The following is a 22,340-nucleotide window of genomic DNA, read 5'->3' as shown; positions in this document are numbered from 1 at the left end:
CCCGCCTTCCCCCGGGTGGCTCAGCATAACGACCAGAGCCGCGGGGAGAAGCGTCTTGAGCAGACTCTATGGCGATCCGATAGAGGTGTGGACCAGGGACGGGGAGCCGACCCAGTTCGTCTGGCGAGACCGGCTCTATCTCGTCCGCCGGGTCCTCGACCACTGGGTGGTCGCGCGCGAGTGGTGGAAGACCAGCGAGGGTGATCCCGGTGAACGCAAGTTCTGGCGGGTGGAGGCCAGCCCGGGGCGCGAGGTGGGCTCGTACGAGTTGCGTTACGACACCGCCGGCAACGCCTGGCTGCTGCTGAGGGCGTGGGACTGATGGCGGCGCCGTTCCCGCACCTCAGCGTGTGCTCCGCGTACTCCATGCGCTTCGGCACGGCCTTCCCGCGGGCGCTGGTGAGCCGGGCGGTCGAGCACGGGATGGACATCCTCGCGCTGACCGACCGCGACGGGCTCTACGGCGCGATCAAGCACGCCCACGCGTGCGCGGAGGCCAGGATCTCCGCGGTCTTCGGCGTCAACCTGGCGCTCGACGCCCTGCCCCCGCTGCCGGGGTTCGGGGTGCCCGGACTGGACCTGCCCGGCCGCCGCCGCGCGCCTGCCCCCAGGACCGGGCCGGACGCGGAGGACCGCGTCACGGTGCTGGCCCGCGCCAAGGGCTGGTCGCGCCTGTGCCGCCTGGTCACGTCCGCGCATTACGCGGGCGAGCGCGGCACGCCCAAGGTGACCCGCGAGCTGATCGGGGAGTGGGCCGGCGGGCGCGATGACGGACACGGCGGCGACCACGGGTTCGGCGCCGAGGACGGCCTCGTGGTGCTGCTCGGCCCCAGGTCCGACGTGGGCCGCGCGGTGGCCGAGCGGCGCGACGAGCACGCCAGGATGCTGCTGGGCCTCTGGCGGGCCGCGGTGCCGGGCGTGGTGATCGAGCTGGTCGACCAGTACGGCTACCGCGACGCCACCACGGCCGTGCGCATGCTCGGGCTGGCCGAGTCCATGGGCGTGCCGGCCGTGCTGACCAACGCGGTGCGCTACCTCGACCCGGTCGACCACCAGGTCGGCGACGTGCTCGACGCGGCCCGCCAGCTCGTCCCGCTGCACCCCCGCCACCTCGATCGCACCACCTCCCACGCCTATCTCAAGGGCACCAAGGAGATGCGGCAGGTGGCGAACAAGGTCTGCGGGGCGGACCAGGAACGGGTGTCGCGGCTGCTGTTCACGACCAGGCGGCTGGCCGAGGCGTGCTCGATGAATCCGGAGGAGCTGCTCGCGCTGCGCAGCGACCCGCCCAACCTGCACCTGCCCGAGATCGGCCGCGACCCGGTGCCGCTGCTGCGTCACCGGGTGGAGGACGGGCTGATCTCGCGCGGCCTCGACCGCTCGGGCGACGCCAGGGGGCGCCTCCGGGACGAGATGGCCATCATCGAGCGCAAGCGCCTGTCCGGATATTTCATCGCCGTGGCCGGCATCACGGACATGATCCGCGGCATGGGCATCCGCTGCGCCATCCGCGGCTCGGGCGCGGGCAGCCTGGTCAACTACCTCATCGGCATCGGCGAGGTGAACCCCCTCGACCATGCCCTGCTCATGGAGCGCTTCCTGTCGGAGGGCCGCGTCGGGCTGCCCGACATCGACGTGGACGTGGAGTCGGCCCGCCGCCTCGACTGCTACAAGGCCATCTTCGAGCGGTACGGCGAGGCCCGCGTGGCCTGCGTGTCCATGATGGAGACCTACCGGGCGCGCAGCGCCATCCGCGACGTCGCCGGGGCGATGGGCCTGCCGCCGCACGAGATCGACGCCATCGCCAAGGCGTTCCCGCACATCAGGGCCAAGCAGATCACCGCGTCCCTGCACGACCTGCCCGAGCTGCGCGACAGCCGGCTCGGCGAGGCGGGGCTCGACCGGGTGTTCCGGCTGGCGGAGCGGCTCGACGGGCTGCCCAGGCACATCGCGATGCACCCGTGCGGCGTGCTGATCGGCAACGCGGGCCTGCACGACAGGACGCCGGTGGAGCGCAGCCTGCTGGACTTCCCGATGTCGCAGTTCGACAAGGACGACGTGGAGGAGGCCGGGCTGCTCAAGCTCGACGTGCTGGGCGTGCGGATGCAGTCCGCGATGGCGTACGCGCTGAGCGAGATCAAGCGGGTGGACGACGTCGTGGTCGCGCTGGACACCCAGCGCGGCGAGGACACCGGCATCCAGTACGTGCCGCACGACGACCAGGACACCTACGACATGATCTGCGCCAGCCGCACCCTCGGCTGCTTCCAGATCGAGTCGCCGGGGCAGCGCGAGCTGGTCGCCAAGCTGGAGCCGCGCACCCTCCACGACCTGATCGTGGACATCTCGCTGTTCAGGCCGGGCCCGGTCAACTCCGACATGGTCACCCCCTACCTGGAGGCCAGGCACGGGTGGCGGCGGCCGTACTACCCGCACGAGAGGCTGCGGGAGGCGCTGAAGGAGACGCACGGCGTCGTGGTGTTCCACGAGCAGGTGCTCAGGATCATCGAGGTGATGACGGGGCGGGACCTGTCGTTCGCCGAGAAGCTGCGGCGCACGCTGGACACGTCCGAGGGGCGGGAGCGGGTGCGCAAGACGTTCGTGCCCATGGCCAAGGCCAACGGGTTCGACGACACGGCCGTCGAGCGGGCCTGGCAGGTGCTGGACGCGTTCGGGGCCTTCGGGTTCTGCAAGGCGCACGCGGCGGCGTTCGCGCTGCCCACGTACCAGTCGGCCTGGCTCAAGCGGCACCACGCGGCGGCGTTCTTCGCCGGGGTGCTCACGCACGAGCCGGGCATGTACCCGCCGCGCGTCATCATCGACGAGGCCCGGCAGTGCGGGGTCAAGATCCTGCCGCTCGACATCAACAAGTCGGGCAAGGACTGGCGGGTGGAGCGGCTGGGGCTGCGGGTGCGTCCCGCCGCGCTGGAGGGCGCCTCCTCCCCGGTGCGCAGGGAGTTCAAGGTCGGGGAGATCGGCAAGGGGTACGCGTTGCGGGTGCCGTTCTCGGCGGTCAAGGGGGTGAGCGAGGCCGAGGTCGAACGCATGGTCGCCGGGCAGCCGTACACGTCGCTGGCCGACTTCTGGGACCGCGCCCGGCCCTCGCGGCCGACCATCGAGCGGATCGTCCAGGTCGGCGGGCTGGACGCGCTCCACGACCTGCAGCCGGGCGGGCCCCGCTGGCGTCCGGGCGTGCTGACCAGGCGCGACCTGATCGCCCAGGTGGGGGCCCTCGAACGGGCCTCGTCGATCGGCGTGCGGTCGGGCCCGCGCGCCTCCCGGCGTTACACCGCGCGACCCGCCCGCGTGGAGGAACCGCCGTCGGTGCAGCTCCCGCTGGGCTTCACCGAGCACCTGCCGCCGGGGGAGCTGCCGGAGATGACGGAGACGGAGATGGTCGAGGCCGAGCTGGAGATCCTGGGCATCGACATCAGCCGCCACGTCATCAGCTTCCACGACGAGCTGCTCGACGCGCTCGGAGTGGTACGTTCCAGAGATCTCCTGAAGCAGCGCAACGGGGCGGAGGTGCTGGTCGCGGGGGTCAAGGTGGCGACCCAGACGCCGGCGGTGCGCTCGGGGCAGCGGGTCATCTTCACCACGCTCGACGACTCGACGGGGCCGATCGACCTGACGTTCTTCGAGTCGGTGCAGGGGCGGTGCGCGGCCACGGTGTTCGGCTCGTGGCTCATGCTGGCCAGGGGGGTGGTCAGGCGCACGGGGACGCGGGCGGTGTCGATGCGCGCGGTGGACTGCTGGAACCTCGTGGACCTCGAACGGCTCTGGCGCGCGGAGGGCATCGAGGCGGTCCGCGCGCTCCTCTCCCAGGCGCCGGAGCAGGTCGCGGGGGTGGGCGGTCGCAAGATCGAGTACGCCAACGGCTTCCGCCTCTCGCCCTACTCCGACCTCGGCCCGGCCGTCGCCAACCCGCCCCGGCAGCTCTGGCACGCCAGCCCGGGCAGCTCCGGCCCCACAGCGGCCTGACCCCTGCCCACCGGCCGGGCCACCGGGGTACGGCGGCGCGGGTGGGTCAGTCCGGGCGGGGGGCCGGGTCGGCGGTGACCGAGCGGAGCAGGGGCCGGCTCAGGGCGCCCGCGGCGATCACGCCGCCGAAGCCGACGGCGACACAGCCCGCCAGCGTGACCACGCCCACCACGTTCATCGCACCGATCATGAACGGCACCGCGCAGAACGCCCCCACCAGGATCGCCCCGCCGCCCATCACCGTCAGCGGGATGAGCGTCTCCGCGCGCCGCGCCCGGTCGAGGACCTCCAGCGGTGTCCCCGCCAGCCGCATCAGCCCGTACGTCTGCCGCCGGTCCAGCACCGACGACGCCGCCGTGATGCCCGAGCTGGCGATGGCGACCAGGAACGACACCGACAGCACCACGATCGTGCCCACCCGGACGTCGGCCAGGAGCTGCAGGCCGAACCGCCGGTCGTCGTCCCCCGTCGTGGGGGTGCGCCCGGGGACGAGCCCGGCGAGCGCGGTGCGGGCGCGGTCGATCGTGACCGGGTCGGCGGAGCTGCCCAGGGCGGCGACCACGACCCGATCGGAGGAGCGCCCCGTGACCTTCACCGCCGCGGTGATCCCGGCCGCCCGCAGCCGGTCGCGGGCCTGGCCGGCGACGGCCGTCGCCTGGGCGGCGGGCGCGGAGACCCGCAGCTGCGGGGGCTCCTGGTCGCCGGCGAACGCGCCCGGGCTGAGCAGCCCGAGGAAGCCCGCCACGAAGCCGGTCAGGGCGACGCCGCTCACCGTACGCCAGGCGGAGCGCGGATCGTCGACCAGCCGGCGCCCCGCCAGCAGCCGGGCGGGCGCCCGGGCGCTCTTGGCGGTGACGCGGCCGATGACGCCGACCACCCACGGGCCGGCCAGGTTGATGCACAGGAACGCCAGCCCGAGCGCGACCGCCACGACCGCGACGCTGGTCCCCCTGGTCAGCATCGGGAACACGGCCAGCACGGCCAGCAGGGCGACGACCCGGACGAACTTCATGCCGGGCGGCGTCTCGCGCTTGGCCACCCCGAGCGGGCTCACCACGACCCGCCGCAGCCCCGCGACCGCGGACAGGCCCACCAGCAGCGGCACCGCGACCAGCATCGCGGCCAGGATCAGCGGGGAGGGGAACAGGTCGGAGACGAACCACGCGCCGCCCCCGATCGGGATGCGGGCCAGCAGCGGCGCGGCGACCGCGTAGCCGACGGCGCCGAGCAGCGCGCCCGCCAGCGCGACGATCACGGCCTCGGCCACGGTCATCCGGATCACCTGGCCCGGCGTCGCGCCCACCAGCCTCAGCGCGGCCAGCCGCTGGTCGCGCCGGGCGACCGTGAGCCTGGCCGCCGCGCCGCCGAACACCAGCAGCGGCACCACCATGAGCACGCTCGCGACGAGCGTGAGCGCGCGGTAGGCCTCGGAGTCCTCCGACGGCGTGCCCGCGAGGTCTGCCACCCGGGCCGGGCCCTTGCCGATGACCCAGTCGTCGCTGCGCGCGGCCGTCATCGCGGGCGCGTCCGGCTCGTGGCCGACGACCGCGACCAGCTCGCCGGGGTGGACCAGCGCCTCGTCTCCCAGTACGCCCTTCGGATCGGGGTAACGCCTGGCGAGCTGATCGGCCGGCAGCGTCCTGGCCAGTTCGGCCAGCGCCGGGGACAGCCACACCTCGCCCGGCGCGGGGAAGCGTGGCATTCCGGGCGGCGCGGGGGCTCCGGCCTTGAGCGCGGCCAGGTCGATGACGGTGATCGCCTGGTCGCCGACGAAGTCGAAGCGGGCCGCCTCGACGGCGACCGCGTTCTCCTTGGCGGGGACCGGGTTGCGCCAGGCGCCGCGGTCACTCCTGGCCTCGAAGGCGAAGTTCGCGGCCACGGCGAACAGCAGCAGCGCCGTGGACACGGCGACGGCGCCCAGCGTGAGCCAGGTGCCCAGCATCCCCTTGCGGCCACCGCCCTTGAGCAGCCGCCAGGTCAGGTCGAGGTTCACGCGCGTGCCCCGCTCGTCGTGAGGAGCTGGCCGTCGCGGACCTCGACCGTGCGGTCGCACCAGCCGGCCACGTTCGGGTCGTGGGTGACGACGATCAGGGAGGCGCCGTTGTGCCTGGTCGCCTCGACGAGCAGCCGCATCGTGTCCTGCCCGGTCTGCTGGTCGAGCGCTCCCGTGGGCTCGTCCGCGAACACCACGGCCGGCTTGGTGACCAGCGCCCTGGCGATGGCCACCCGCTGGGCCTGCCCGCCGGACAGCTCACCGGGCCGCCGGGCCTCCAGGGAGTGCAGGCCGAGGGGCGCGAACCACTCGCGCGCCTGGCGTACCGCCTGGGCCCTCGGCACCCCGCCCAGCATGAGCGGGAGGGCCACGTTCTCCTCGGCGGGCAGCTCGGGCAGGAGCTGGCCGAACTGGAAGACGAAGCCGAAGCGGGTGCGGCGCAGCGCGCTGCGCTCCCGCTCGCCCATCGCGTCGATGCGCTGTCCGAGCAGGTGCACCTCCCCGGCGTCCGGCTTCATGATCCCGGCCAGGCAGTGCAGCAGCGTCGACTTGCCGGAACCGCTCGGCCCCATGATCGCGACGGCTTCGCCCGCCCGTACCGTGATGTCCACGCCGCCCAGGGCGACCGTCTGCCCGAACCTCTTGGTCAGGGTTCGTCCAACAAGCACGTCGTTCATGCCGTAAGAATCTCGGCGGGCGGGGGTGCCGCGGATCGGCCGTGCGACCATTTCCGCCTCGGCCGAACGGCCGATCCTTAGAGTTGGGGCCGTGACTATTCGGGTTCTCATCGCCGACGATCAGCAATTGGTACGAACCGGCTTCCAGATGATTTTGGACGCTCAACCGGACATGGAGGTCGTCGCCGCCGTGGCCGACGGCGCGGAGGCGGTGTCGGAGGCCAGGCGGCTCAGGCCGGACGTGTGCCTGCTCGACATCCGGATGCCGAAGCTCGACGGGATCGAGGTGACCCGGGCGCTGGCCGGGCCGGGCGTGGAGAACCCGCTGCGGGTGGTCATCGTCACCACGTTCGACCTGGACGAGTACGTGTACGGAGCCCTCCGCTCCGGCGCGACCGGCTTCCTGCTCAAGGACAGCGGGCCGACCCTGCTGATCGAGGCGGTCAGGGCGGCCGCGGCGGGCGACGCGCTGGTGTCACCGTCGGTGACGGTACGGCTGCTGCAGCACCTGGCCCAGCCCAGGCGGACCGTGCCCCCCATGAACGACCCGCTGACCGATCGGGAGCTGGACGTCGTGCGCCTGATAGCCCGGGGCCGGACCAACCAGGAGGTGGCCGCGGAGCTGTTCGTGTCGCTCTCGACGGTCAAGACGCACCTGGGCAGCATCTTCGCCAAGCTCGGTGTCAGAAATCGAGTTGAAATCGCAGCTTGGGCGTGGGAATCCGGCGTGGTGAGCTGATTAACAGCGGGGCTCCCGGGATACAAGTGAATCAGAACCTCAGCGCATGGCCCGGGGGGAGAACAACGTGCGCTATGACCAGACAACACCGACGAGAGCCGCCTCTGCCGTATACGTGACGCTTGCCGCCCAGGTTCTCTCCCTCGGCGCCCTTGTGATCTTCGAACACTCCCGCGGGCGCCACCTCGCCGCCCAGCTCGCCGCGTTCGGCGGCCGCCCGCAGGGAGCCGACGCCGAGGCCGTGGTGGGCGCGGTGACGGCGTTCGCGGTGCTGATGATGCTGGTGGCGGGCACCTCGATCGCGGCGGCGGCCGCTTACGTGACGTGGTTGGTACGTGCCAGGCAGGCCAACGACCGCTCGGCCGTCTCCGGCCCCGTGGCGGCCGCCTGGCTGATCCCCGGCTACAACCTGGTGGCGCCCGTCGTGCTGGTGGACGAGGTGTGGCGCGGCACCAGGCCGCCCGCGGGCCACCGGGTGAGGTGGCTGGCGCTGCTGACCGGGTGGTGGCTGAGCTGGCTGGCCATGCTCGCGCTGGTCACGATCCGGCTCCCCCTCGACTCCTCCGCCGGCGACCTGACGGGCGTGGGCCTGCCGGAGCTGGCCTGCTCGGCGCTGGCGGCCCTGCTGTGCGCGGGGACCGTACGCGAGCTGACGCGCCTCCAGCGGGCCGCCCGCGTGCCCCGTGCCGCCGAGCCCGGCACGGTTCACGCGTTCTCGTCCCAGCCGTCCCAACCGGCGCCGGGTTCGACCCCGATCGGCCGTACCGGTTAGCCCGGGCGCACTGTCAGCCGAGCACCAGGTCGCGGATGAGCTTCAGCGAGGGCTCGTCGCGCGGGCCCATGACCAGGAGGCTCGTGACCGGGCTCTTGTGCCAGAGCTCCAGGCGTTCCTTGATCCGTCCGGGTGGCCCGACGAGCGAGATGCCGTCGGCCAGCTCGTCCGGGATCGCCCGGAACGCCTCGTCCTTGCGGCCTGCCAGGTAGAGCGCCTGGATGTGCTCGGCGGCCTCGGCGTACCCCATGCGGCCGATGATGTCGGCGTGGAAGTTGCGCTGCCGGGCGCCCATGCCGCCGATGTACAGCGTGAGCATCATCTTCACGCCGTCCAGCGCCGCCCGCACGTCGTCCGAGATGACCACCATCACCATCGCGGCCACGTCGAAGCCCGGGGGAGCGCCGGCGAGCGACTCGCCGTACATCTCCTCGATCTTGGAGGGGAACGCGAACAGCGGCAGCCAGCCCTGGGCCACCTCGGCGGCCAGGGCGACGTTCTTGGGGCCCTCCGCACCGAGATAGACGGGGATGTCCGCGCGGAGCGGATGCGTGATGAGCTTGAGGGGTTTGCCCAGGCCGTCCGCCAGGGGGAGCGGGTAGTGCGGGCCGTCGCTGGTGACCGGCTCCTCGCGGCGCCACACCTTGCGCATGATCTCGACGTACTCGCGCGTCCTGGCCAGGGGCCTGGCGAACGGCTGGCCGTACCAGCCCTCGACGACCTGCGGGCCCGAGGCGCCCACGCCGAGCAGCAGCCGGCCGCCGGTGAGATGGTCGAGGGTCATGGCGGTCATGGCCGTCGTGACGGGTGGTCTGGCGGAGATCTGGGCGATCGAGGTGCCCAGCTTGATGCGGCTCGTACGCGCTCCGTACCAGGCCAGCGGCGTGAAGACGTCGCTGCCGTACGCCTCGGCGGTCCACACCGAGTCGTAGCCGAGCCGCTCGGCCGCCAGCACGGATTCGGTCGCGTCGTCGGCGTTGCGCTGCCAGTAGCCCAGGTTCAGGCCGAGCTTCATGTGACACCTCCGGAATTAAGTTCTATTACGGCTGTGGCAGCCGTGAGTGTCAATGGCGGATATTCCGGGGTATTCAGACCCTGTGGTCAACGCTCTGTGTCGACTCGTGTGCTTGCTGCTACTACTGCTGGCGGCAGGGCCCGCGATGGCCGAGGTCGAGTCCCGGCCGAACATCGTGTTCGTGATGGCCGACGACCTCGAATCCGGGACGTTGCCGTACTTTCCCAATATCACCCGGCAACTCGTGCAGCAGGGCACCTCGTTCGACCGGTACTTCGTGACGAACTCCTGGTGCTGCCCGTCGAGATCGTCGATCTTGCGTTCCCAGTACGTCCACAGTCATGGTGTGTGGACGAACACGCCGCCGGAGGGCGGATTCGACCGCTTTCATACCGGGGATCTGGAACGTTCCACGGTAGGAACCTGGATGAAGCAGGCCGGATACCGCACGGCGCTGATGGGCAAATACCTCAACCACTACCCGGGCGGGTCCGCCGAGGAGACGTTCGTGCCGCCCGGCTGGGACGAGTGGGACGTGCCGACCCGGCGCCTCTACGAGGAGTACGACTACCGGCTCAACGAGAACGGCTCCCTGAACGACTACGGCCTCTCCGAGCAGGCCTACCTGTCGGACGTGCTGGCCGGCAAGGCCCGCGAGTTCATCGCCCGCTCCAAGGGCGAGCCGTTCTTCCTGTACCTGACGCCGATCGGCCCGCACAACCCGGCCAACCCCGCCGTCCGGCACGCGAACGCGTTCCCGGGCGCGATCGCGCCGCGTACGCCGTCGTTCAACCAGGAGGACGTGAGCGCGGAGCCGGAGTGGCTGCGTGAGCGGCCCAGCCTCGACGCGGCCACCATCGACCAGGTCGACGAGCGCTACCGCGCCAGGATGCGGTCCATGCTCGGTGTGGACGACCTCGTCGGGGCCGTGGTGGACGAGCTCCGGCGGACCGGCCAGCTGGACAACACCTACATCTTCTTCACGTCGGATAACGGCTTCCATCTGGGCACGCACCGGCTCAAGCAGGGCAAGACCACCCCGTTCGAGGAGGCCATCAAGGTCCCGCTCGTCGTGCGCGGCCCCGGCATCAAGGCGGGGGCCACGGTCAGCCAGCTGAGCTCGTCGGTCGACCTGGCGACGACGTTCGCCGAGCTGGGCGGGGCCGCGGTGCCGCCGTTCGCGGAGGGGCGGTCGCTGGTGCCCCTGCTGAAGGGCAGGCCGCCGGCGGTGTGGCGGCGGAACGTGCTGGTCGAGTTCGCCAGGCCGCTGGACCCGTCGTCGGCCGCGCAGACGCCGGTGCCCCCGTATCGCGCGTTGCGTACGGATCAGTACAAGTACGTTCGGTACGCGACGGGGGAGAGCCAGCTCTACGACCTGCGCGCCGACCCGTACGAGCTGCGCAACCTGGCCGCGACCGCCGATCCCGCGCTGCTCGAAGGGTTGCGGCAACGGCTGGACGCGATGGCGACCTGCTCGGGCGCCACGTGCCGGCAGGCCGACCTCCGTCAGTGATCGAACAGCGAGGGGTAGGCGTGCGCCAGGTGGTCGGAGACGGCCAGGGTGGCCTCGTCCGCGTCGCCCCGGTCGATGGCGTCGAGGATGCGTACGTGGTCGGCGCGCAGGATCGACGTGTCGCCCAGGCGCTGCACCGCTTCGACCGAGTATCTCCGCATCGAGTCGCGTAGCGAGCGCATGATGGCGGCGATGAGCCGGTTGCCCGACGCGTCCGCGATCGCGCAGTGGAAGGCGGTGTCGTGCTCCACGAACTCTTCGGCGCTCTTTGCCCGGTCCATCCCGGAAAGGGCGGCGGCGAGCGCGGAGGTGTCGGCCCGCGCGGCGGCGGCGTGGGCGGCGGCCCACTGCTCGATCATGTGCCGGGTGTCGATGACCTCGCGCATCTCCAGGCTGGCCAGGCCGAGGTGCAGCCTGAGCAGGTCGGTCAGCGCCGTGTCGGGGCGCGAGGTGAGCACGGCCCCCGCGTCGGGCCCCCGGCCCGCCTGCGAGGACACCACGCCGAGGGTCTCCAGCACGCGCATGGCCTCCCGCACCGACGAGCGGCTGACGCCGAGCTGCTCGGCCAGGTGGCGCTCGGCGGGCAGCCGGTCGCCCACGGTGAGGCCGTCCTCGGCGATACGCCGCTCGATCTGTGCGAGAACGTCCTCGAACGTCCGCGTTCGCTTGACGGGACGCCAGCCGCTGTCGTCCAAGGGACCCCCTCATGGTGGCCGGAAAGGATGTGGTTCGGTATGGTCTGACCATACTGTGGTCGGACCATACCTTGGAAGGAGAGCCGTGCGAGTCGCCCTGTTCATCACGTGCGTGAACGACACGCTCTTCCCCGGCACCGGCAAGGCCGTCGTGTCGCTCCTGCGCAGGCTCGGGTGCGACGTGGACTTCCCCGCCGCCCAGACGTGCTGCGGCCAGATGCACGTCAACACCGGCTACCGCGAGGAGGGCGTGCGGCTGGCCCGCCACTTCACCGAGGTGTTCGCCGGGTACGACGCCGTGGTGGCGCCGTCGGGGTCGTGCGCGGCCATGGTGCGCGAGCAGTACCCGAAGCTGGCCAGGCCGGGCAGCAAGGGTGCGGCGGCCATCGCGGAGGTGGCGCCGAAGGTGTACGAGCTGTCCGAGTTCCTGCTGGACGTCCTGAAGGTCGACGACGTAGGCGCATATTTCCCGCACCGGGTGACATATCACCCGACGTGCCACTCGCTCCGCGGCCTCCACCTGGGCGACCGGCCCACCAGGCTGCTGCGGAACGTCCGCGGCCTGGAGTTGGTCCCGCTGCCGGGGGCCGAGGAGTGCTGCGGCTTCGGCGGCACGTTCGCGGTCAAGAACCCGGCCGTCTCCGCGGCCATGGGCGCCGACAAGACCCGCAACATCCTGGACACGGGCGCCGAGGTGCTCTGCGCGGCGGACAACTCGTGCCTGATGCACATCGGCGGCACGCTGAGCCGCCAGAAGACCGGCGTCAGGACGATGCACCTGGCCGAGATCCTCGCATCGACGGAGGAGCACCAGTGAGCGCGACTTTCCTCGGAATGCCCGGCAATTTCCCGAAAAATGCGGCTAAAGCCGTACAGGACTCGCAGCTCCGCTACAACCTTCGCAAAGCCACGCACACGATCCGCGGCAAGCGCGCGAACGTCGTCGGCGAGCTCCCGGACTGGCAGGAGCTCCGCGCGGCCGGCAAGGCGATCAAGGACCACGCCCTCCGCAACCTCGACGGCTACCTGGTCCAGCTCGAGGCGGCCGTGACCCGGGCGGGCGGCACCGTCCACTGGGCCAGGGACGCCGCCGAGGCCAACGCCATCGTCGCGAGCCTGGTCAAGGCCACCGGCGAGACCGAGGTGGTCAAGGTCAAGTCGATGGCCACCCAGGAGATCGAGCTCAACCAGGCGCTGGCCGCGCAGGGCATCACCGCGTACGAGACGGACCTGGCCGAGCTGATCGTCCAGCTCGGCGACGACTTCCCCAGCCACATCCTGGTCCCGGCCATCCACCGCAACCGGTCGGAGATCCGCGAGATCTTCCTGGAGAAGATGCCCAAGGTCCCGCCGAACCTGACCGACGACCCGCCCGCCCTGGCCGAGGCGGCCCGGCTTCACCTGCGCGAACGCTTCCTCAAGAGCAAGGTCGCGATCTCCGGCGCCAACTTCATGATCGCCGAGACCGGCACGCTCGTGGTGCTGGAGTCGGAGGGCAACGGCCGGATGTGCCTGACGCTCCCGGAGACGCTCATCAGCGTCGTCGGGATCGAGAAGCTCCTGCCCTCCTGGCGGGATCTGGAGGTGTTCCTCCAGCTCCTGCCGAGAAGCTCCACGGGCGAGCGGATGAATCCCTACACGAGCATGTGGACGGGCGCCGTCGAGGGCCAGGACTTCCACCTGGTGCTGCTGGACAACGGCCGCACGGACGTGCTCGCCGACGAGGTGGGCCGCCAGGCGCTGCGCTGCATCCGCTGCTCGGCCTGCCTGAACGTCTGCCCGGTGTACGAGCGCGCGGGCGGCCACGCGTACGGCTCGGTCTACCCGGGCCCGATCGGCGCGATCCTCACCCCGCAGCTACGCGGCATGTCGTCGGACCTGGACGCCTCCCTGCCGTACGCCTCCAGCCTGTGCGGCGCCTGCTACGAGGCCTGCCCGGTCGCCATCGACATCCCCGAGGTCCTGGTCGATCTGCGCGCCAAGGCCCCGCACTCGGCGGCCGAGCGGGCCGGGATGAAGGTCGCGGGCTGGATCCTCAACGACCACGAACGGCTGGCCAAGGCGCAAAGGGCGGCGACCCGCCTGCGCGGGCTCGTACCGAAGCGCCTGCCGGGGCCGATGTCGGCCTGGACGGACACCAGGGACGTACCCGAGATTCCGGAAGAATCCTTCAGAGACTGGTGGGAGCGGAATGAGCGCGCGTGAGGAGATCCTCGCCAGGATCGGCAAGGCCGTGGCCGGGGCGGCGGACGTCGAGATCCCCCGCCACTACCGGACAACCCAGGACGTAGAAGACATCGTGGGGCTGTTCGCCGAGCGGGTGGACGACTACCGGGCCATCGTGCACGTGCTGCCCGCCGCCGAGGTGCCCGCTAAGATCGACGAAGTCGTCGCGGGACGCCGCATGATCGTGCCCGACGGCTTCGACCGGGACGGCGGCTGGGCCGACCTCGGCACGGCCGACGGCGTGATCACGTCCTGCGCCGTGGCCATCGCCGAGACCGGCACGATCGTGCTCGACCACGGCCCCGGCCAGGGCACGCGCGCCCAGACGCTGGTCCCCGACTACCACCTGTGCGTGGTGCGGGCCGACCAGATCGTGGCCGGGGTGCCCGAGGCGATCGCCAGGCTCGACCCGGCGCGCCCGCTCACCTGGATCAGCGGCCCCTCGGCCACCAGCGACATCGAGCTCAACCGGGTCGAGGGCGTGCACGGCCCCAGGACCCTCGAGGTGATCATCAGTACCTGAGCACGGCCGCCACGTCGGAGACGCCGTCGCAGAACCACAGCTCCGCGTCCGTCATCGCGGCGGCCCTGGCCAGGGCGGAGTCCGCGCGCTCCTTGACGGGCTCGGCGACGCCCCAGTGCCGCAGCTCCTGCGGATCGGTGGCCAGCTGGGTGCCGCCCTCGCCGATCCAGATCTCCCGCGGCAGCTCGCCGGGCAGGAGGATCGCCTGTACACGGCCCTCACGCAGCGCGTGCGCCACGCGGGCCACCCCGGTGGGCCCGGACGTCTCCTGGTGCCGCTCCAGCAGTTCGGCGCGCTTGCGGTCGAGCCACTGGTCGAGCGCCCGCTCCACGTCCTCCTCGAACTGCCCGTGGTCGGCGCGGCTGCCGTGCTCGACCATCATCACCCGGTCCGCGGACTTGGTGTTGAGGTGGTGCAGCAGGTACGAGCGCGACTTCGGCTCGCCGGCGACCAGGATGAGCTCCGGGCCGATGCGGCGTACCTGCTCGTCGATCTCGTGCGCGACGGCGACGGCGTTCTTCTCCCAGGTCTCGTCCACCGCCCGCTCGTACCGTTTCTGCGACCAGCCGCCCTGCGCGGTCTTCTGCAGCGGCCAGTCCTCCGCCTCCACGACGGCCCTGCGCGGCGACCCGCCGCCGAACACCGTCAGCTCGGCCCCCGCGTGGTCCACGATGACCCGGATGTGCGGGACGTTCTCGCCGCGGTACATGAGCATGGGCGTGACGTGCGGCAGCGGGGACCACCGGCCCAGTTCTCCCGGCGGCTTCGGGAGCGAGTCGGCCAGCACCACCTCGCCGCGGGCGGCGAACATCGCCCGCCCCGCCACCGGCCGCTGGGCCTCCTCGTCGAGGGCCTCCAGCGTGGCCTTGTCGGCCCCGTCCCTCTCGAGCGAGTCCCGCACGCCGCGCCAGCGGGCCTCACGTTCCTGCCCGGTGTACGCGCCCAGGTAGACGGACGCGTACGGGCCCTGCCGCTCGTACAGCGGGCGGATGAAGTCGAGCCGCACCGTTCACCACCTCCGCTTCTCCACGCCGAGCCCGAGTGCCTTGGCCACGTCGGCCACGTTGCGGTATTGGCGGTCCGGGAGGGATCGCACCATGTCCACCACCAGGTCAGGGGCGCCCGCGCTGTCGGTGTGCCGCACCAGATCGTCGGGCTTCGCGGGCCAGTGCGCGTCGCTCAACCATTTCGCGAGGTCGCTGCGGATGTCGGCGCCCTGCTGCGTGATGCCGGACGGGGTTCCGGGCTCGTGTCCCGGCGGGTACGGCTTCGCCGGCTCCTCGCCGGGAGCCGGCATGGGCTCGGGCTCCTTCCATTCCTCGGCGTGCGTCGGTCCGCCGCCGCGTACCATGCCCTCGGTCTCGTGCTTCTGCTGGTCGTCCAGCCGAGGACCGTGCTTGTCGCTCCCCCGTTGCTCCATAGCCACCTCACTCCTCTCAATTGCGCCCCTACCCCCGCTTTCGTGGGCAAACATCGCGAGTGTGTACCCTGCCGACGTGTTCGACGCTGACGTGAGCATCGCCACGGAACGGCTGACACTGCGGCCGTTCAGCCTCAAGGACTCCGCCAGGATCCGCTCCATCGTGCGCTCCGGCGCCCGGTTCCTTCCGCCCGGCGCCCCCGAGAAGACCTCCGGCATCCCCCGGTGGCTGTCGATCGGGGTCCACGAGCTGCGCCGCTCGGGGCAGGGCCTGCATCTGGCCATGGTCGACGCCGAGGGCGTCATCGTGGGCGCGATCAGCCTGTTCAAGACCTCGTGGACCGCGGGGACGACCGAGGTCGGGTACGGCGTCCACCCCCTCTACCGGGGTCGCGGCTTCGCCACCGAGGCCGTGCGCGGGCTGGTGAACTGGGCGTTCGGGACCGTCGGGCTGCGCAGGATCGACCTGACCGCCAAGCTGGACAACCTCGCCTCGCTCCGCGTGGCGCTGAAATCCGGCTTCACCTGGGAGGGTCTGCTGCGCGACGCGGTGCTGGACGAGGACGGGCCGCACGACCTGGTCATCTTCGGCCTGCTGGCCTACGACCGTCGCCGGCAGGCCGACGCCCTGCCCAGGACGGAGCTGCGTACCCAGCGGCTGCTGCTGCGCCAGCCGGCCGCGGAGGACGCGCCCGACCTGGCGGCCACCGTCGCCGATCCGGTCACCCAGGCCATGACGGGCTATCCGCGCGACTACACGCAGGAGCACGCGCGGGCGTCCGTCGGCACGGCCGAACGAATACGGATGAGGGGCGCGGGCATCACCTGGACGGTCGTGGAGCGGGACACCGAGCGGTTCGCCGTGAACGTGGACCTGAGGGACGTCGACTGGGCCCACAGGTCGGCCGAGATCGGCTACATGACCGCGCCGTGGGCCCGCGGCAACGGGTACGCGGGTGAGGCCGTGGCGGCGATCGCGCGCTGGCTGTTCGAGCGGCAGGGCTTCAGAAGGCTGCAGCTGCGCGCCCTCGCGACGAACACGGCCTCCCAGCGGGTGGCGGAGAAGGCGGGCTTCGTCCGCGAAGGCGTCGCCAGGTCCTCGCTGGGCGGCCAGGACGTGATCGTCTACAGCCTCATCCCGTCCGACCTGGCCTGAGGGCACACCGGACTGACCTTCGTACCCTTTGTGAAACCCGATCGCAGCCGTCACCCTTGAGGTGAGGACGGTGAGGCGTGATGATCACGGTGGTCGGGTGGGACGGGCACGAGTTCTCGGCCAAGGCGGTGGACAAGCTCCGCGAGGCGAAGCTCGTCGTGGGCCCCGACGCCGTGCTCGGGCAGCTCAGGCTCTCCGCGCCGACCGCGGCCGACGGCGCGCTGCTCGAAGTTCTGGACGATCACCTCGAACACGGAGAAGGTCCCGCGGTCGTGGTCGCCGAGGGCGATCCCGGATTCTTCGGTGTCGTCCGCACGTTGCGGGCCCATGGCCTCAAACCGGAGGTGGTGCCGGCGATCTCGCTGATCACCCGCGCCTTCGCCCGTGCCGGGCTCAACTGGGAGGACGCGCTGGTCGTGGCCCCGTCCGGCCCGGGCCAGATCGACCGGGTCGTGAACGCCTGCCGGGCCCATCCCAAGGTGGCGCTGCTGGTCGCGCCCGGCGTCGGCCCCGGCGAGATCGCCAGGGAGCTGGCGCCGACCACGCCCCGCGCGCTGATCGTCTGCGAGGACCTCGGAGGTCCGGACGAGCGGGTCACGCACAGCCGCATGGGCGAGGCCACCACCAGGCCGTGGAAGGACCCCGACGTGGTCCTCGTCATCGACCCGCTGCACCAGCCCAAGGAGCCGGGCTGGCTGGCGGGCGCGCAGCCGGGCCCGGCCGAGTGGGCGCTGCCGTTCGAGGGGGCGCTGCCGCCGGAGGTGCGGGCGTTCATCCTGGCCAAGCTGGGCCCGCGGCTCGGCGACCTGGTCTGGGACGTGGGCGCGGGCGAGGGCGAGATCGCCGTCGAGTGCGCGCGGATGGGCGCCGCCGTCGTCGCCGTGGAGCGCGCGGAGGAGTCCTGCGCCCGGCTGCGCGCCAACGTGCTCAAGCACGGCGTCAAAGTGGCTCTGACCAGGGGCCAGGCGCCGCCGGCGCTGGAGCCGCTGCCCGACCCCGACGCCGTCTACGTGGGCGGCGGCGGCCCCGACGTCGTGGCGGCCTGCGCCGCCCGCGGTCCGCGGACGCTGGTGTGCTCGCTCAGGAAGGTCGAGCAGGTCACGGCCGTGCTCGAACGGCTGCGCGAGCACGGCTACCGTGGCGAGGGCACCCAGATCCTGGCATCTAGACTGACGCTCGACCCCGACGGCTCACACCGTCTGACCGCCTCCGACCCCGTGTTCGTCGTGCATGCGACCCCCGCGCACACAGCGTGACCTGTTCCCTACCGGGGCGCATCGGTTATCCTCGCCTGTCTTTGTCTAACGCACCGGAGATTCCCTCATAATGAAGCCGCCGCTCCTGCTGATCGGGCAGGGCTCACAAGATGACGCCTACGCCGCGGAGTTCGGCAGGTTCGTCCATCGGCTGCGTTGCCGGCTGGACCAGACGGGCGCCGACGTGTCCGGTGGCTACCTGGAACGTGCCTCTCCGCGGCTGAGCGACTCCGTCGCCTCCCTCGTCGCCAAGGGGCACCACCGGCTCGTGGCGCTGCCGATGAGCCTCAGCAGGATGAGCGAGGAGTTCCCGGCCGCGATGGAGCTGGAGCAGAAGCGGCATCCGACGCTCATGTACGACTACGCCCGTCCCCTCGGCCCCGACCCGCGCGTGCTGGGGCTGCTGGCCGAGCGGCTGAACGAGGCCGCGACCGAGATCTCCAAGCCGCGTGCCCTGGAGCTCGTCGGCGCCAGGCCCCGGCTCCGCGCGGTCGACTCCCTGCCCGTCGAGGACCACCTCGTGCACATCGAGCCGGGCGAGACGGCGGTCGTGCTGGTCGGCGAGGGCTCGACGGACGCGACCGCCAACGCCGAGATCCACCGGGTCTCCCGGCTGTTCTGGGAGACGCACGCCTACGACTTCATGACCGTCGAGACCGCGTTCGTGTCGGTCACCCCGCCCGGGGTGCCCGGCGGGCTCGAGCGCTGCCGCCGTCTCGGCGCCAAGCGCGTGATCGTGGTGCCGTACCTGCTGTTCGCGGGCGGCATGCTGGAGCGCGTGTGGGCCCAGGCGCTGGCGTACGGCGCGGGGCACCCCGATCTCGACATCCGGTGCGCCGAGGTGATCGGCGACTGTGAGACCCTGGCCGACGTCGTGATCGACCGATACGAGGAAGCGCTCCAACTCGTCCCGTAAGTGGAGGTTTGCCGTGCTCGCTGAGACGCTCGCCGCGATCCGTCCCGCGGATCCTCGAGCCATCGCCGAGGCCCGCGCGTACCAGGATCGCCTCACCAAGCCCCGCGGCTCGCTGGGCGCGCTCGAGGAGATCGCGGTACGCCTCGCGGGGGCCGCGGGCGCCAGCCCGCCGCCCATGCCCGAGCCCGCGGCGCTGGCCATCTTCGCCGCCGACCACGGCGTGCACGCGCGTGGCGTCACCCCGTGGCCGCAGGAGGTCACGGTGCAGATGGTGGCCAACTTCCTGTCCGGCGGCGCGGTCGCCAACGCCTTCGCCGCCCAGGCCGGCGTGTCCGTGACGGTCGTGGACGTGGGCGTCGCCGCCGACCTGCCCGACGCGCCCAACCTGGTCAACCACAAGATCGCGTACGGCACGGCCGACCTGTCCGAGGGCCCCGCGATGAGCGTCGACCAGGCGGTCAGAGCCCTGGAGGCCGGGATCGGCGTGGCCCGCGACCTGGTGGCGTCGGGAGCCCGGTGCCTGATCACCGGCGACATGGGCATCGCGAACACCACCGCCTCCGCCGCCCTGATCGCCGTCTTCGCCGGCCGTGACCCGGCCGAGGTGACCGGCAGGGGCACCGGGATCGACGACGAGACGTTCGGCCGCAAGGTGGGCATCGTCCGCGAGGCCCTGCGCACGAACGGCCTGTCGGGGGCCCTGGCCACGCCCAGCGACGCGCTGCGCGCCCTGGCGGCGGTCGGCGGGTTCGAGCACGCGGCCATCGCTGGCTTCATCCTGGGCGGCGCCGCCGCCCGCGTGCCGGTGATCCTCGACGGCGTGATCGCCGGCGCCGCCGCCCTCGTGGCCGCCGCGCTGGACCCGGCCGCGCTCGACCACTGCATCGCCGGCCACCGCTCGGCCGAGCCCGGCCACGCCGCCGCGCTCGCCCACCTCGGGCTGCGCCCGCTGGTGGACCTGGAGCTGCGGCTGGGGGAGGGCACGGGCGGCCTGCTGGCGTATCCGGTGGTCTGCGCGGCCGTACGCGTGATGCACGACGTGGCGACGTTCGATTCGGCGGGAGTGACCGAAAAGACCGTGTGATGATGGAGGCACTGGAGGTGAGCGGTGTCCCGTTACGGCCCCATGTACGGCCCTGACATCACGTTCCTGGGCGTGGACCGGTGCGACGTCAACGATCCGGCCTCCTACGAGGACGCCGACGTGGTGATCGTCGGCGCCCCCTTCGACGGGGGCACCAGCAACCGCCCCGGCGCCAGGTTCGGCCCGATGGCGCTGCGCCAGGCCTGCTACCTGCCGCACGACGGCTCCAGGCCCAGCCTGGCGCTGCGCGTGGACGCCCTGCGCGACCTGCGGGTGCTGGACGCCGGTGACGTCGAGTGCTACTCGGGCGACGTCGAGGGCTCACTGGCCGCGATCGAGGAGGCGGTGCACCGCGTGGCCGCCTCCGGGGCGATCCCGCTGGTGCTCGGGGGCGACCACACGGTGGCGCTGCCGGACGCCCGCGGCACCGCGAGGGCGTACGCGCCCGGCCGTACGTCGATGATCCACTTCGACGCGCACGCCGACACCGGGAACATCGAGTTCGGCCACCTCTACGGGCACGGCCAGCCGATGCGGCGGCTCATCGAGTCTGAGGCCATCCGGGGGGACAGGTTCCTGCAGATCGGGCTGCGCGGCTACTGGCCCGAGCCGGAGACGCTGAGCTGGATGGCCGCTCAGAACATGCGTTCGTACGAAATGACGGAGATCGTGGCTCGTGGGCTGGAAGAGTGCCTGACGGAGTCGTTCGCGATCGCGCTCGACGAATGCGACCAGATCTTCCTGTCCGTCGACATCGACGTCTGCGACCCCGGCCACGCTCCCGGCACCGGCACGCCCGAGCCGGGGGGACTGACCGCCAGGCAGTTGCTCGATGCCGTTCGCCGCATCTGTTATGAACTGCCCGTGGCCGGAATGGAGGTGGTCGAGGTGGCGCCGCCGTACGACCACGCGGACATCACCGCCTACCTGGGAAACCGGGTTATCCTTGAGGCGCTTTCAGCGATGGCCAGACGCCGGAAGGACGCTCAGGGCGGGCCTCGCTGGGACCCGCGGCAGCCCCTTCTCGACGGCCGTTGACCCGTGCGCAGCAAATGACGCTTCCGGAGCCGGTAGGTTTACGTCCTAACACAGAACCATCGCGAACGGGAGATTCCCCCCATGGGCCCCTACCTCCTCGGCCTGCGGCTTTCCGGCCGCCGGGTCCTCGTCGTGGGCGGCGGGCGCGTCGCACAGCGGCGGGTTCCCGCGCTGCTAGAGGCCGGTGCGGAGGTCACGATCGTGTCGCCGAGTGTGACGCCGGCGCTCGACGACCTGATCGCCGCCGGCAGGGTCACCTGGCACGACCGGCCGTACGAGGTCGGCGACTGCGACGGTGCCTGGCTCGTACAGGCCTGCACCGACGACAGATCCGTCAACACGGCGATCGCCGCCGAGGCGGAGGCCAAACGCGTGTGGTGCGTGCGGGCCGACGACAAGGACGCCTCGGCCGCCTGGACGCCCGCCACCGGGCGCGTCGACGAGATCAACGTCGCCGTCACCGCGGGCGGTGACCCGCGCAGGGCCGCCGGCATCAGAGACGCGGTGGTGGAAGCTCTGCGCGACGGCACGGTCGACGCCCGGCGCAACCGCACCAAACCGGTCGGCGTGGCGCTCGTCGGCGGCGGCCCCGGCGATCCCGGCCTCATCACCGTGCGCGGGCGGCAGCTCCTCGCGCAGGCCGACGTGGTGGTCGCCGACCGGCTCGCGCCGCGGGCCCTGCTCGACGAGCTGGCCCCCGACGTCGAGCTGATCGACGCCGCCAAGGTCCCCTACGGCCGCTCGCTCTCCCAGGAGACCATCAACGAGCTGCTCGTGGATCGAGCCAGACAGGGCAAGTTCGTGGTCCGGCTCAAGGGCGGCGACCCGTTCGTGTTCGGGCGCGGCGGCGAGGAGATGATCGCCTGCGCCCGGTCCGGCATTCCCGTGCTGGTGGTCCCGGGCATCACCAGCGCCGTGGCGGTGCCAGGCTCGGCCGGGGTGCCGGTGACGCATCGGGGCGTCAGCCAGGAGTTCCACGTGATCTCCGTGCACGTCGCGCCCGACGACCCCAAGTCCACCGTCGACTGGCCCGCCCTGGCCCGTTCCCAGGGCACGCTGGTGCTGATGATGGCCGTCGAGCGGCTCGCGAAGGTGGCAGAAGCGCTCATCCGAGACGGACGTCCCCCGGAGACTCCCGCAATGGTGGTACAGGACGGTACCCTTCCGACCCAGCGGGCGGTCACCGCTTCCCTTTCCACCGTGGCCGACCGCGTGTCCGCGGCTGGGATCCGGCCGCCGGCGATCGTCATCGTCGGCGACGTCGTGAGGGTCGGCCAGGAGGTCGAGATGGTTCGAGCGGAGCGCTTGCCGTGAACACGGCCATGGATGATGGGCG

The 22,340-nt window shown here is 71.9% G+C and carries 20 protein-coding genes; 14 read left to right on the top strand and 6 right to left on the bottom strand.

Features of this window, described 5'->3' with window-relative positions; translation table 11 throughout:
• Positions 1-55: 55 nt before the first annotated feature.
• Positions 56-322, top strand: a complete 267-nt coding sequence (locus tag ACWDX9_RS10865) for a DUF6504 family protein (RefSeq protein ID WP_185067348.1) — start codon at positions 56-58, stop codon at positions 320-322.
• The gene (locus ACWDX9_RS10860) at positions 322-3,981 is read left to right on the top strand and encodes a DNA polymerase III subunit alpha (RefSeq protein ID WP_449951634.1); all 3,660 of its coding nucleotides are present in this window, start codon (positions 322-324) and stop codon (positions 3,979-3,981) included. Before ACWDX9_RS10865 ends, ACWDX9_RS10860 begins: the two co-directional genes overlap by 1 nt.
• A 46-nt stretch (positions 3,982-4,027) precedes the next feature.
• Here ACWDX9_RS10860 and ACWDX9_RS10855 read toward each other — a convergent pair whose 3' ends face one another.
• A complete protein-coding gene (locus ACWDX9_RS10855) occupies positions 4,028-5,974 on the bottom strand; it encodes an FtsX-like permease family protein (protein WP_449951631.1) in 1,947 nt (648 codons plus the stop codon).
• Entirely contained in the window at positions 5,971-6,651 is a 681-nt protein-coding gene (locus ACWDX9_RS10850; RefSeq protein ID WP_350731640.1) for an ABC transporter ATP-binding protein, read from the bottom strand. The genes ACWDX9_RS10855 and ACWDX9_RS10850 overlap by 4 nt, the downstream gene beginning before the upstream one ends.
• 91 nt (positions 6,652-6,742) lie before the next feature.
• Here ACWDX9_RS10850 and ACWDX9_RS10845 point away from each other — a divergent pair, with 91 nt between their 5' ends.
• Together ACWDX9_RS10845 and ACWDX9_RS10840 are read left to right on the top strand one after the other, a co-directional pair.
• Positions 6,743-7,390 carry a response regulator gene (locus ACWDX9_RS10845; RefSeq protein ID WP_192786983.1) on the top strand — a complete coding sequence of 216 codons (648 nt, stop codon included), beginning with the start codon at positions 6,743-6,745 and terminating at the stop codon, positions 7,388-7,390.
• Positions 7,391-7,436: 46 nt separating this feature from the next.
• On the top strand, positions 7,437-8,162 hold the full coding sequence (locus tag ACWDX9_RS10840) for a DUF4328 domain-containing protein (RefSeq protein WP_449951627.1): 726 nt from the start codon (positions 7,437-7,439) through the stop codon (positions 8,160-8,162).
• A 13-nt stretch (positions 8,163-8,175) separates the two neighbouring features.
• Here the strand turns inward: ACWDX9_RS10840 and ACWDX9_RS10835 are convergent, their stop codons facing one another.
• The gene (locus ACWDX9_RS10835; protein ID WP_350731637.1) at positions 8,176-9,177 is read right to left on the bottom strand and encodes an LLM class F420-dependent oxidoreductase; all 1,002 of its coding nucleotides are present in this window, start codon (positions 9,175-9,177) and stop codon (positions 8,176-8,178) included.
• A gap of 106 nt (positions 9,178-9,283) precedes the next feature.
• On the opposite strand from ACWDX9_RS10835, the gene ACWDX9_RS10830 reads away from it, so the two are divergent.
• Positions 9,284-10,690 carry a sulfatase family protein gene (locus ACWDX9_RS10830; protein WP_449951623.1) on the top strand — a complete coding sequence of 469 codons (1,407 nt, stop codon included), beginning with the start codon at positions 9,284-9,286 and terminating at the stop codon, positions 10,688-10,690.
• Here the strand turns inward: ACWDX9_RS10830 and ACWDX9_RS10825 are convergent.
• The gene (locus ACWDX9_RS10825; protein ID WP_397367395.1) at positions 10,684-11,385 is read right to left on the bottom strand and encodes a FadR/GntR family transcriptional regulator; all 702 of its coding nucleotides are present in this window, start codon (positions 11,383-11,385) and stop codon (positions 10,684-10,686) included. The two genes, ACWDX9_RS10830 and ACWDX9_RS10825, sit on opposite strands and share 7 nt — an antisense overlap.
• Before the next feature lie 85 nt (positions 11,386-11,470).
• Here ACWDX9_RS10825 and ACWDX9_RS10820 point away from each other — a divergent pair, with 85 nt between their 5' ends.
• From ACWDX9_RS10820 to ACWDX9_RS10810, 3 genes are read left to right on the top strand one after another with little or no spacing between them, the layout of a single operon-like run.
• The gene (locus ACWDX9_RS10820; RefSeq protein WP_449951621.1) at positions 11,471-12,202 is read left to right on the top strand and encodes a (Fe-S)-binding protein; all 732 of its coding nucleotides are present in this window, start codon (positions 11,471-11,473) and stop codon (positions 12,200-12,202) included.
• A complete protein-coding gene (locus ACWDX9_RS10815; RefSeq protein WP_449951619.1) occupies positions 12,199-13,590 on the top strand; it encodes a lactate utilization protein B in 1,392 nt (463 codons plus the stop codon). The genes ACWDX9_RS10820 and ACWDX9_RS10815 overlap by 4 nt, the downstream gene beginning before the upstream one ends.
• A complete protein-coding gene (locus tag ACWDX9_RS10810) occupies positions 13,577-14,134 on the top strand; it encodes a LutC/YkgG family protein (protein WP_449951616.1) in 558 nt (185 codons plus the stop codon). Before ACWDX9_RS10815 ends, ACWDX9_RS10810 begins: the two co-directional genes overlap by 14 nt.
• Here the strand turns inward: ACWDX9_RS10810 and ACWDX9_RS10805 are convergent.
• Positions 14,124-15,140 carry a baeRF2 domain-containing protein gene (locus ACWDX9_RS10805; protein WP_449951613.1) on the bottom strand — a complete coding sequence of 339 codons (1,017 nt, stop codon included), beginning with the start codon at positions 15,138-15,140 and terminating at the stop codon, positions 14,124-14,126. The two genes, ACWDX9_RS10810 and ACWDX9_RS10805, sit on opposite strands and share 11 nt — an antisense overlap.
• Before the next feature lie 3 nt (positions 15,141-15,143).
• Positions 15,144-15,554: a DUF2795 domain-containing protein gene (locus ACWDX9_RS10800; RefSeq protein ID WP_449951611.1), complete on the bottom strand. Its 411-nt coding sequence runs from the start codon at positions 15,552-15,554 to the stop codon at positions 15,144-15,146.
• Between the two features lie 76 nt (positions 15,555-15,630).
• Between ACWDX9_RS10800 and ACWDX9_RS10795 the strand changes: the two genes are divergently transcribed.
• From ACWDX9_RS10795 to cobA, 6 genes are all read left to right on the top strand, one after another.
• Positions 15,631-16,710: a GNAT family N-acetyltransferase gene (locus ACWDX9_RS10795; RefSeq protein ID WP_449951609.1), complete on the top strand. Its 1,080-nt coding sequence runs from the start codon at positions 15,631-15,633 to the stop codon at positions 16,708-16,710.
• Between the two features lie 80 nt (positions 16,711-16,790).
• A complete protein-coding gene (gene cbiE / locus ACWDX9_RS10790) occupies positions 16,791-17,966 on the top strand; it encodes a precorrin-6y C5,15-methyltransferase (decarboxylating) subunit CbiE (RefSeq protein ID WP_449951654.1) in 1,176 nt (391 codons plus the stop codon).
• 70 nt (positions 17,967-18,036) lie between these two features.
• Positions 18,037-18,882 (top strand): sirohydrochlorin chelatase, encoded by an 846-nt coding sequence (locus ACWDX9_RS10785; RefSeq protein ID WP_449951607.1) that lies wholly within the window; start codon positions 18,037-18,039, stop codon positions 18,880-18,882.
• A 13-nt stretch (positions 18,883-18,895) separates the two neighbouring features.
• A complete protein-coding gene (gene cobT / locus ACWDX9_RS10780; protein ID WP_449951604.1) occupies positions 18,896-19,966 on the top strand; it encodes a nicotinate-nucleotide--dimethylbenzimidazole phosphoribosyltransferase in 1,071 nt (356 codons plus the stop codon).
• A 24-nt stretch (positions 19,967-19,990) separates the two neighbouring features.
• A complete protein-coding gene (gene speB / locus ACWDX9_RS10775; protein ID WP_363980807.1) occupies positions 19,991-21,004 on the top strand; it encodes an agmatinase in 1,014 nt (337 codons plus the stop codon).
• Between the two features lie 81 nt (positions 21,005-21,085).
• Positions 21,086-22,318 (top strand): uroporphyrinogen-III C-methyltransferase, encoded by a 1,233-nt coding sequence (gene cobA, locus ACWDX9_RS10770; RefSeq protein ID WP_350731616.1) that lies wholly within the window; start codon positions 21,086-21,088, stop codon positions 22,316-22,318.
• Positions 22,319-22,340 lie beyond the last annotated feature (22 nt).

It is taken from the genome of Nonomuraea sp. NPDC003201 (assembly GCF_053590415.1).
Note: the sequence above shows the minus strand (reverse complement) of the source record. Positions and strands in the feature narration are given on the sequence as shown.

Coding starts and splice junctions, on each gene's coding strand:
- ACWDX9_RS10860 (WP_449951634.1), top strand. CDS start 322: ATGGCGGCGCCGTTCCCGCACCTCAGCGTGTGCTCCGCGTACTCCATG.
- ACWDX9_RS10850 (WP_350731640.1), bottom strand. CDS start 6,651: ATGAACGACGTGCTTGTTGGACGAACCCTGACCAAGAGGTTCGGGCAG.
- ACWDX9_RS10840 (WP_449951627.1), top strand. CDS start 7,437: ATGGCCCGGGGGGAGAACAACGTGCGCTATGACCAGACAACACCGACG.
- ACWDX9_RS10835 (WP_350731637.1), bottom strand. CDS start 9,177: ATGAAGCTCGGCCTGAACCTGGGCTACTGGCAGCGCAACGCCGACGAC.
- ACWDX9_RS10810 (WP_449951616.1), top strand. CDS start 13,577: ATGAGCGCGCGTGAGGAGATCCTCGCCAGGATCGGCAAGGCCGTGGCC.
- ACWDX9_RS10800 (WP_449951611.1), bottom strand. CDS start 15,554: ATGGAGCAACGGGGGAGCGACAAGCACGGTCCTCGGCTGGACGACCAG.
- cbiE (WP_449951654.1), top strand. CDS start 16,791: ATGATCACGGTGGTCGGGTGGGACGGGCACGAGTTCTCGGCCAAGGCG.
- ACWDX9_RS10785 (WP_449951607.1), top strand. CDS start 18,037: ATGAAGCCGCCGCTCCTGCTGATCGGGCAGGGCTCACAAGATGACGCC.
- cobA (WP_350731616.1), top strand. CDS start 21,086: ATGGGCCCCTACCTCCTCGGCCTGCGGCTTTCCGGCCGCCGGGTCCTC.